The organism is Mesorhizobium sp. M7A.F.Ca.AU.001.01.1.1, assembly GCF_004022735.1.
Classification (GTDB): Bacteria; Pseudomonadota; Alphaproteobacteria; order Rhizobiales; family Rhizobiaceae; genus Mesorhizobium; species Mesorhizobium ciceri.
This window is the reverse complement of sequence record NZ_RZPF01000167.1, coordinates 1-10,025: the sequence shown is the minus strand read 5'-3', so window position 1 is coordinate 10,025 and position 10,025 is coordinate 1. Positions and strand designations below refer to the sequence as shown.

Here is a 10,025-nt window from a genome sequence, read left to right as displayed (position 1 = left end):
CTCTCCGTCACCGGCGTCGGGGTAAATACTAACACTTGAGAAAGCAGGGAGTTCACGGTCGTCGTCGAACATCTGACGGTGCAAAACGATGGCGGCCACCGCGTGCCCGGCTTCGTGATGCGCCACAGACGGGAGAAGATATTGGGAGGCTACATTCATGCGGTGCGGCTCTCAGATCTAGTTTCCATCCAAGCCCTGATATCGGATTCAAGCCATGCGACTCGGCCGGGGGAGATGCGACGCCGCTTAGGGAACAGGCCTGCCTTCAGAGTCGCGCGGTCGCGCTCGAACTGCGTTCCACTGAAGTGCTTCAGGGTCTTTGCCGACTGGCCGGCGGCCCAGGCAAGTGCCCGCTCGCCTTCCACATCTTCAAGCCAAAGATAGAGATCGTCGTCGGGAGCATCCAGCGTTGGACGGACATCAAATGCGTTCATGTCCGGACAGCCTTCAGAAAGAAGGGATAGAGGCTTCCGTTTGATCGGGAACGCTTAGTGTTGGTAGCGGCGCCCACATGTTCGAAAAGCGTGATCATTGATGAGTTCTTCCAGTCGGTGCGGCATCGCAGTGCTTTTGCGCATAGGACCGCAATTGTCGTGCCAACTGGGAAAATCGTTTCGGAACAACGTGATCGCTCTGGCAGCGTTGTGTCAGATGTCCGACATCGTCGAGAATCCGACAACGAGTGCTCCTCCTAATCACCGGATCAACCTCCGGCGCCAGTCGGTGACACCGCATTCCTCTGTCTTTCCAGGAGACGGCGTGGACATCAATGCCGTTCCTCACCGAACCCGCCTCCTAGCCCTTCGCCCATACGTCACGGCCGCCCCCCGGTTTGGCTTCAACCTGAAGGATTACGGCGTCCTCTTCGCAGAGAAGATCGGGTTGTTCGTGGCGCGCGCAGCGGAGCCCAAGGAGCTTTTCTGGGTTGCGGATACTGGCATGTCGATATTACGACCGTGTGTCCTTCGACAAGCTTGGTGGCTTCTTCAACCAGAATCTCGCCGCGGAGATCGAATCGTTATCTGCGCCGCAAAGTGCGGCCGGTGAGCGGCGTGGCCCTGCGTTCCAGTTGGCCACGGTCCTCGCTGGGACGAGCAAGTAAATGGCTTGCGCAGCAACGGTGCGATCACACCTGGAGCACGGCGTCATCAGGAAAGCGCCATCCTTGTGCGCCCACGACACCCTGGTCGCCATCGGCCGCATCGCGGGGGGGCACTGTGGGCGATAACCATTCATTGATCTGGGCGATTGAGGGTTCTGCCGGGGCGCTATTGCTGCTCGGTAGGGCTGCGGGCTGGCGAGTCTACCAAGGCGAGCAACGACAGGCGAGACGGCAGACATTACGTGACGGAACTTGATATTGCAGTGCAGCAAGCGTAGAGCACCGCGCGCTTATCGGAGTGTCGTCCATGGCCCTTACCAATGCTGGTAACGAGGCAGAACCTGTCGAACAATCGAGCCATTCTGAGGTCGAGCAGCACAGCACCAAGGCGCTGATGTTGGGCGCACTAGGTGTCGTTTATGGCGATATAGGCACCAGCCCGATCTATGCATTTCGCGAGGCGTTGCATGCATCAGCGGGTGGCAACGTCGCCAGCCGTGGCGACATCCTCGGCGTACTCTCGCTGATCATCTGGTCCCTGACGATCACCGTGACGATCAAATACATCATGTTCGTGCTCCGCGCCGACAATCGAGGCGAGGGCGGAGTGCTGTCGCTTATGGCGCTGGCGCGCAACAGTTTCCCGACCTGCTCTGCGGTGATCCTCGGCATCGGCATCGGCATCGGCATCGTCGGCGCGGCGCTTTTTTTTGGCGACGCCGTCATTACGCCGGCAATCTCGGTACTGTCGGCGGTCGAAGGTATGAATGTCGTCACGCCGACGTTCCAGCCCTATGTGGTGCCGCTGACACTGGCCATCCTGGCGATCGTGTTTGCGGTACAGCGGTTTGGCACCGGCGGCGTAGGATTGGTGTTCGGACCCGTTACCGCGCTGTGGTTCCTGGCCATCGGCCTTTCCGGGCTCAACCACATCATGGACGACCCGGAAATCCTGCTGGCAATCAGCCCGCATTACATCGTGTCGTTCCTGGTCAACTCGCCTGACGTCGCCTTCGTTACGGTTGGTGCAGTCTTCCTCGCCGTCACCGGAGCCGAGGCGCTCTACGCCGACCTCGGCCATTTCGGCCGCAAGCCGATCGTGCTCGCCTGGCTGGCGATCGTGTTCCCTTGTCTGTTGCTCAATTATGTCGGGCAAGGCGCCTTCGTGCTGGCAAATGGCGGCGTTGTCGGTCATCCGTTCTTCGAGATGAACCAGGGCTGGACGCTTATTCCGATGGTCGTGCTTGCCACGGCGGCGACCGTGATCGCCTGCCAGGCGGTGATCTCCGGCGCCTTTTCGCTGACCAGGCAAGCGGTACAGCTCAACATGCTGCCGCGTTTCGTCATCCAGCACACGTCGGAAAAACAGTCGGGCCAGATCTATCTGCCGCGCATCAACCTGATGCTGGCGCTGGTGGTGATGCTGCTGGTGGTCGGCTTCGGCGAATCCAGCCGGCTGGCCTCGGCCTACGGTATTTCGGTGACCGGCAATATGCTGGTGACGAACATACTGCTTTTTGTTGTGATGACGCGCATCTGGAAATGGCCGCTCGGCGTCGCGATAGCCTTAATGGCGGTGTTCGTCTTCATCGATACCGGCTTCTTTGCAGCTAACATCGTCAAGGTATTCGAAGGCGGCTGGGCCTCGCTTGCCATTGCCGCAGTGATCGTGATGACCATGTGGACTTGGATAAGAGGCAGCAGGTATCTATTTGACAAGACGCGCAGGAACCAGATTCCGCTCGATTTCCTTGCGGCCAATCTGTTGAAGAAGAAACCGCAGCTGGTGTCCGGTACGGCCGTGTTCCTGACCAGCGATCCCGCCAGTGCGCCGACCGCGTTGATGCACAGCCTGAAGCACTACAAGGCGCTGCACGAACAGAACGTCATCCTCTCTGTGGTGACGGCGCAGCAGCCCGTGGTGCCCGACAGCGAGCGGATCAAGATGGAAACGATCAATGAGCTGTTCATGCGGGTGACACTGACCTTCGGCTACATGGAACAGCCTAACATCCCGCGTGCGCTGGCGATCTGCCGCAAGCAGGGTTGGAAGTTCGACATCATGACGACGTCCTTCTTCCTGTCGCGTCGCTCGCTCAAGGCGTCACCCAACTCCGGCATGCCGGTGTGGCAGGACAAGCTGTTCATCGGCTTGGCGCGCACGGCCGCCGACGCGACGGAGTATTTCCAGATCCCGACCGGACGTGTGGTCGAGATCGGAACGCAAGTGGCCGTTTAGGTATGCCCGGTTAAGCAGAATCAATTGGCATTTCGCGAGCCGGTGAATGCCTGACCGGGCGGAGGCCACGATGCTTGCGCCAAACTGGGGTCCGGTTCCAGGCCTGAAGCTTCCGGCCCCGAAAGCCGTCCTTTACGCCTGCGATCATTTCCGTTCCGCATTGTCTTGCCGACCCACCAGTCGAGATGCGCTGAAACGACCTCGCCGGGCAGCAACTTATCATTTGAACCTAATCGATGTGCCGCAAGTCCGACCTTCATTCTTCAGTTCACAGGCTAGCGTTGCCAAAATCGGCGTGCCGCCTAACCGGCGCCGCACCGTGACCTGTCAGGATGCTATGCAGGCGCGAGGCAGAAGCTGGCTCGAGGCCGCCGGCCTGGTGCTGGTCCGGCAGCGGCCGGGCTCGGCCAAAGGCTTCATGTTCCTCTGGAGGATGAGACGGGTGCGGCAAACGTCGTCGTCTGGGTCAAGATCTCTCGAGAAATTCCGGCGCGTGCTTCTTGCTTCGGCCATGCTCGGCGTCCGCGGACGCATCCGACGGAAGAGGAGGTGGTGCACCTCGTCGCCCACGAGCTGACCGATCTGTCGGCCGGGCTGGCCAGCGTGGGAAACCGCAAGACGCCGTTTCCGTTGCCGCACGGCCGAGGGACGAGGCTCATCACGGCGGATCGGGCATCGATCCGCGCGGCATGCCGAAGGGGCGCGACATCGTCGATGCAGTATGACCATATCGACCCTATCAAGTTCAAGACGCGTAACTTCCGGTAGCGCTTCCGGAGGCCACTTCAGCAGCATGTTGTGCACACTTTTGTCGGACCCTGTTAACTGCCGATTGGCAGCAGGTCACCCCGTGCCGGATCCCAAATGTCGTCGCTCTCAAGCGCAACGACTGCCCGCACCCTTTTTAAGTCAGCGAGCACCTCCACCGCCGGACGCCGCCCCGTTTCCTGAGCCGCGGCGTAACGGGTGTATTTGTGACTGTCCGGCTCAAACCACTTCAACGATTCCAAAGTAGCCATGGCATCGCCCTTGCGGCTGCGCGTGATGCGAATGATCGTGATCCCATCCTAAGCGCTCGCGTCGAATGGAGACACGCTGCCAACGCTTCATCTGCTCTACCCCATCTTTGTTCCAAGGCGGTCGGATCATCTCAATGAGCCCTGCCTCGGGGTGGCCAAAGCATGCATATTTATCGTTCGGCCCCGCATCGAATTATCATCTGCGATGTGGGACTCGATCTTGGGTTGGCGACGGCTTCGCTCCGGGAGTAGACGTCGGACCACTGATAAGTGCCGGACCTTCTCCACAATTTCTCGGCGGACTCATCGTGAACGCTCGATTGGACGTAAATGCGGTTCGCGGAAACGCAGGTCTGGCCGGCATTGCGGAACTTCGCCTGGACCGCACCGTCAACAGCACCGTCAATGTCGGCATCATCGAAGATGATGAAAGGTGCATTGCCGCCGGTTTCAAGGCTGACCTTCTTGATCTGGTCAGAGCACTGACGCATCAGCAGCCGTCCGACCTCGTTCGAACCGGTAAAGCTGATCTTTGGAATTGGTGCAGAGTTCACGGCCCACGCGATCACCTTCGGACGCATAGATCAGGTTGACCACGCCATCGGGAAAGCCGGCCTGATGGCGAGAGCAAACATTGCACCTAGCCACGCCACGATAAGATCGAGCGCGGCTTCGTTGCGTGCGGGTCTGTGGTCAGTGGAGGGCGGAGGAAAAGCGCTCGGCGTGCTCGCCCTCGCGATACCACTGGTTCGCGCCGGCAAGCGCCAGTTTCTGAGGCAAATCGCCGAACAGCTGGTAGAGCCTTACTCTCAGGGCTTGGCATCTATGTCGCCTACGACCGCCACATGCAGCCCGTCGCGTGCGAAAGCGGCTTTGTGGAAGGCGCTTAGATCGGAGGGCGTTACGCTAGTCAGCCTCCCTTGGGCGGTCTCGAATACGGATGCGTGCGTAGATTCCGCGCCGCCAGGCCAGCTCGGCGATCGCATGAGGTTCGCGCTCATTGGCAATGATTTCGGAGAGAAGCTGGGCGCGTATGCGGTCGAAAAGTGCTGGTGTAGCCGGATGCGGGTCCCGCCGCCGAGAATGTCGGCCAGCAGTCGAGCGCCGCGGCCCCGCACCAGGGACCGCCCATGAATGACTCATGCGAGGCGTCTCAAGGCTGTCCGCGATCCAGCGCCAGATCTCCGCCTCGCCCGAGACGCGCAGAGCTGGCCGGTTGTGCAGGAGCCGTCGGCAATATCCGCCTTCCTCGTTCGGATGGGTAACGCTTGCGATACGGAGTCTTGACTTTGGCAGTCGCTCTGTGACATTACCTATATAAAGTTCGAAAGAAGGCGATATGGATCATGCATAGGTCACAGAGACCCGAATGAAGGCAACGTATAAACGCACCTATTCGCGCTACGCGATGGAAGCGCTTGGCCTTTTCGGTAAGACCATCCGGCTTGGCCGGATGCAGCACCGGTTAACCGCACAGGAGTTAGCCGAGAGAATCGGTGTTTCACGCAGCACCCTGCAGCGCATCGAGAAGGGCGATCCCAAAGTCGAAATCGGACTGATGTTCGAAGCTGCTGCCATTGTCGGTGTGAAGCTGTTCGATGCCGACGGCAATGGCATCACAGCCCTCACAGGCCGCATGGACGATCGCATCGCGCTGCTGCCGAAGCACGTCTACAAGGCCGGCAAGCAGATCGTCGATGAGTTCTAAGGTCCCCAAGTACGACGAAGCCTATGTCTGGGTCTGGCTGCCGGGCGAGACCGCGCCGGTTGTCGCCGGGCGGCTATATGCCCATGACGGACTCGTCAGCTTCAACTATGGCAGGAGCTTTCGTGAACTGGGAAGCGCGATCCCGCTTTATCTCCCGGAACTGCCCCTGAAGGCAGGCGAATTGCCTTTGCTTCCTGGCCTAACCATGCCGGGATGCATCCGCGATGCTGCCCCTGATGCCTGGGGACGACGGGTTATCCTAAACCGCAAATTCGGTGTGAAGGGCGATGAAATCGCGCGGCTCGATATTTCAGAACTGACGTTCTTGCTGGAATCAGGCTCGGACCGCATCGGCGCGCTCGATTTTCAGTTTTCGCCAATGCATTACGAGCCGCGCGCACTGGCCAATGCCACTCTCGAAGAGCTTGTCCAATCGGCGGAGCGGGTAGAGAAAGGTATTCCGCTCACCCCCGAATTAGATCAGGCGCTGCATCACGGCAGCTCGATCGGCGGCGCAAGGCCAAAGGCGCTGATCGAGGGTGACGCCGTCAAGCATGTCGCGAAATTTTCCTCGTCTGCCGACCTTTACAGCGTCGTCAAAGGAGAATTCATAGCCATGCGGCTTGCCGCCTTGTGCGGCATCAGAGCGGCATCCGTCTCGCTCGTTCGCGCCGCAGGCAACGACGTGTTGCTCGTCGAGCGATTCGACCGGATCAAGGTCACGGGCGGCTGGCAACGCAAATCCATGGTCTCAGCGCTGACGATGCTCGCGCTCGATGAGATGATGGCGCGTTACGCCAGCTACCAGGATTTGGCGGAGATCATTCGCCACCGATTCACCGCGCCGTCGGAAACTCTGCGCGAGTTGTTCAGCCGCATTGTCTTCAACATACTTTGCGGCAACACCGACGATCATGCCCGCAACCATGCGGCATTCTGGGACGGCGCTAAGCTCACCCTCACGCCTGCGTACGATATTTGTCCGCAGGCCCGCAGTGGCCAGGAGGCCAGCCAGGCCATGCTCATCAGCGGCAATAACCGCATGAGCCGGATAGCGTCCTGCCTTGAAGCGGCGCATCACTTCCTGCTCAGCGCGCCGGAAGCTCTTGCGATTGTTGAAGGCCAGCTCCGATGCATTGCGGAGAATTGGCCGCGTGTCAGCGAGGAAGCTACGCTATCCGGCACAGATCGCAATCTGTTCTGGGGCCGACAGTTCCTCAATCCCTACGCTTTTACGGCGCTGGAAGGAAGCGCCGACGTTCTCCGCGCTCTGGCTGACGAACTACGCAACAGTGTTCACGCCTGATCCGGCGCTGGATTTCGGACAAGCTCGGCAAGCGCAAGACGCCCACAATATCGACAACCCTTGCCGTGCCAGGACGAAGATTGAACAAACGGCTCTTCAACAGTGACAACGTGCACTGCGGAGAGATGTGGAGCTGACACCGCAAAAGCCCAAGACGCGCGACTTCCCGCGATACAACTCCACATAACTGAGCGTCTACAAGCGGTGCAGCCAGCCAAACATCCAGCCATCAAAGCGATGATCGTCTGATCTTTTGCCGATGACATCACGTCGGGGAAGCCTTGTTCGAGCGCTTGCCGCTTCATATCGATACCGGCCTGGGCGTAGCGCATCGTTAGTTCAGCCCGAGTGGCCTGGCCATCGACTGATGGTGGCGATGTCAACACCCGCCTTGACGAGGTGGATGGCCGTCGTGTCCCGCAAAGGGCGATGATGGATGCTTTTTTCCGCCATGGTGGTTCCTTCGCCCGCAGCCATGTGTGCGCAGCAAGTATGGAACACCGAACCGGGTGAGCAGTGTGGGGCGGTCGTTGCTTTGCTCGGCGGGACAGGGCGATACCAGACGAAGGTCACAATCGAAGATTCAGGATCCCTGAACTCGTGCATCCGTATTGAACATCAGCGAAAACAGAGCGTAATCCCGCTGTCCAGAAGGCGTGCGGCGGACGATACGCGCCAGGACGCTCTTGATTTCCGGGCTCATCGAGATATTCGACAGGTGCCACCCACGCGCCCTCTTGAAGGGAAGTGTCACCACCAGTTGCAGCGTATCCTAATATTCGGGGTGCTCCGAAATCAGGAACCGCGCAAAGGCATGCATCGCCGCCAGCCTTGCATTGCGGGTCGCAACTGCCACGCTCGACCTCAAGTGATGTGAGAAAGCTGCCCATCCTGTCGGTATTGATGTCGGAGACCGCTTCTTCTTTCAAGAATATCTTCCCGCTCTCCCGCGGCATGAGCCCGTGGCATGCTTCGGCCCAATGCTGTGGATTGATGTTTCTTCATGCCACAACCTCGCTGACGAGACCGCCGAAAGCCCCTTCAAAGCGGTCGGTGGCGATCTCTCGCAGCTTTGGAAGGTAGTGCATTGATTTTTCGTGGAATGGGGACCCTGTTTAAAGGGTGATTTTCGTCCAAACGGGACCCCTTAACGATGGGGTCATCAAGATGCCTCCGGCTTGATCGGAGGCATTTGTGTTTTGGATGTTGGTTTTAGAGACGATTGCAAAGATACGTCGGCTGTCGCTGGTCCAGGGGAAGTCGATCAAAGCGATCTGCCGTGAGCTGAAGATCTCGCGCAAGGTGGTGCGCAAGGTCCTGCGTTCTGAGGAGACGCAGTTCCGCTACGAGCGCAAGCACCAGCCCTATCCCCGCATGGGAGCTCGGCGTGAGACGCGGGACCGGCTGCTGTCGGCGAATGCGGCCAAGCCGCAGCGGGAGCGGCTGCCGGTCGCTTCGACGGCTTCCATTGCATTCCCCCGTCGGTGTCGAAGACCTGCACGGTGCGCTTCGACAACAACAAATACTCGGTGCTGTCGAGTGCCGTCGGTCGGCCCATCGAGATCCATGCTTATGTCGATCGGATCGCATCCGCCAGAGGATGGCGTGGTCGTGGGAGAACACGTTCGCTCCTTTGGCCGCAACGAGGTCGCCTACGATCCCTGGCACACGGCGCGCGCCGTTCCTTGGCTGGGTCGTGCGGTCGGCAATGGAGAAGGTGCGGCGCAGCTCAAGGCGGTTGATGACGTCGACCGGCAGATGGTGTTGATCCTCACCTGGGTGCTGACCGACGGATTGAGCGCGGTCGAGGCCGCCTGTCAGGAAGCCATCGAGCACGGTGCATCGTCGGCGCCGGTGATCCTCAACATCCTGGCCCGCAGCCGCGATCCGGCGCCGGGCACGATCCTTTCCATTCCCCAAGCGCTGAAGCTAGCTCACGAGCGGTCGCCGACTGCACCCGCTATGACAGTCTCAGGAGGACAAACAGCCATGGAACGCACCGAGGTACTGGAACTGATGGGAGCGCTGAAGCTCTACGGAATGCGCAGAGCCTATGACGAGATCATGGGCGCGTCGCCATCAAGCGACGGCACGAGCCGCCCAGGATTGTCGGTGATCTCTTGCAGGCCGAGATATCGGAGAAGCAGGCCCGCTCCATCAAATACCAGTTCGCTGTCGCCAAGTTGCCGCTGGCCAAGGACATCGACGACTTCGACTTCGCCGACACGCCGGTCACCCCCTGATGCGCGATCTCGCCCGGCCGCGCCTTCGTCGCCGATCAGCGCAACATCGTCCTGGTCGGCCGCCTTCACGGGTCACCCAACTCGCGCGGAAGGTCGACCGCATTGCGACGGGCGCGTGTCGACTTCCCAACAATGTCAGACAGGAGACGCAACGCTATCGGAGCGATCGCATTGCCCGAAACGATTTTCCCAGTTGGCACGACAATTGCGGTCCTATGCGCAAAAGCAAACTAGACCTGAGAGCCGCACCGCATGAATGTAGCCTCCCAATATCTGCCGCTTGTGGCGCATCACGAAGCCGGGCACGCGGTGGCCGCCATCGTTTTGCACCGTCAGACGTTCGACGACGACCGTGAACTCCCTGCTTTCTCAAGTGTTAGTATTTACCCCGACGTCGGTGACGGAGAG

The 10,025-nt window shown here is 59.8% G+C and carries 5 protein-coding genes and 4 pseudogenes; 6 read left to right on the top strand and 3 right to left on the bottom strand.

Annotated features, from left to right (window positions below; genetic code table 11):
* Positions 1–155: 155 nt before the first annotated feature.
* The gene (locus EN884_RS40120) at positions 156–434 is read right to left on the bottom strand and encodes an AlpA family phage regulatory protein (RefSeq protein WP_063169289.1); all 279 of its coding nucleotides are present in this window, start codon (positions 432–434) and stop codon (positions 156–158) included.
* A gap of 975 nt (positions 435–1,409) precedes the next feature.
* On the opposite strand from EN884_RS40120, the gene EN884_RS12895 reads away from it, so the two are divergent.
* Both EN884_RS12895 and EN884_RS12890 read left to right on the top strand, forming a co-directional pair.
* Positions 1,410–3,341: a potassium transporter Kup gene (locus EN884_RS12895; protein ID WP_128360570.1), complete on the top strand. Its 1,932-nt coding sequence runs from the start codon at positions 1,410–1,412 to the stop codon at positions 3,339–3,341.
* 307 nt (positions 3,342–3,648) lie between these two features.
* Positions 3,649–4,109: pseudogene (locus EN884_RS12890) on the top strand (OB-fold nucleic acid binding domain-containing protein); the annotation flags it as partial.
* A gap of 512 nt (positions 4,110–4,621) precedes the next feature.
* Here EN884_RS12890 and EN884_RS38625 read toward each other — a convergent pair.
* Positions 4,622–5,118: pseudogene (locus EN884_RS38625) on the bottom strand (aldehyde dehydrogenase family protein); the annotation flags it as partial.
* Positions 5,119–5,729: 611 nt separating this feature from the next.
* Here EN884_RS38625 and EN884_RS12875 point away from each other — a divergent pair.
* A complete protein-coding gene (locus tag EN884_RS12875; RefSeq protein WP_063169282.1) occupies positions 5,730–6,068 on the top strand; it encodes a helix-turn-helix transcriptional regulator in 339 nt (112 codons plus the stop codon).
* A complete protein-coding gene (locus tag EN884_RS12870; RefSeq protein ID WP_063169281.1) occupies positions 6,058–7,374 on the top strand; it encodes a HipA domain-containing protein in 1,317 nt (438 codons plus the stop codon). The genes EN884_RS12875 and EN884_RS12870 overlap by 11 nt, the downstream gene beginning before the upstream one ends.
* Before the next feature lie 569 nt (positions 7,375–7,943).
* Here EN884_RS12870 and EN884_RS12865 read toward each other — a convergent pair.
* Positions 7,944–8,303, bottom strand: coding sequence for a hypothetical protein (locus EN884_RS12865; RefSeq protein WP_126066776.1), 360 nt, complete (start codon positions 8,301–8,303; stop codon positions 7,944–7,946).
* Positions 8,304–8,819: 516 nt separating this feature from the next.
* Here EN884_RS12865 and EN884_RS39505 point away from each other — a divergent pair.
* Together EN884_RS39505 and EN884_RS12855 are read left to right on the top strand one after the other, a co-directional pair.
* A pseudogene (locus tag EN884_RS39505) lies at positions 8,820–9,353 on the top strand (IS21 family transposase); the annotation flags it as partial.
* Between the two features lie 10 nt (positions 9,354–9,363).
* Positions 9,364–9,677: pseudogene (locus EN884_RS12855) on the top strand (ATP-binding protein); the annotation flags it as partial.
* Between the last annotated feature and the right edge of the window lie 348 nt (positions 9,678–10,025).

Coding starts and splice junctions, on each gene's coding strand:
- EN884_RS40120 (WP_063169289.1), bottom strand. CDS start 434: ATGAACGCATTTGATGTCCGTCCAACGCTGGATGCTCCCGACGACGAT.
- EN884_RS12895 (WP_128360570.1), top strand. CDS start 1,410: ATGGCCCTTACCAATGCTGGTAACGAGGCAGAACCTGTCGAACAATCG.
- EN884_RS12875 (WP_063169282.1), top strand. CDS start 5,730: ATGAAGGCAACGTATAAACGCACCTATTCGCGCTACGCGATGGAAGCG.
- EN884_RS12870 (WP_063169281.1), top strand. CDS start 6,058: ATGAGTTCTAAGGTCCCCAAGTACGACGAAGCCTATGTCTGGGTCTGG.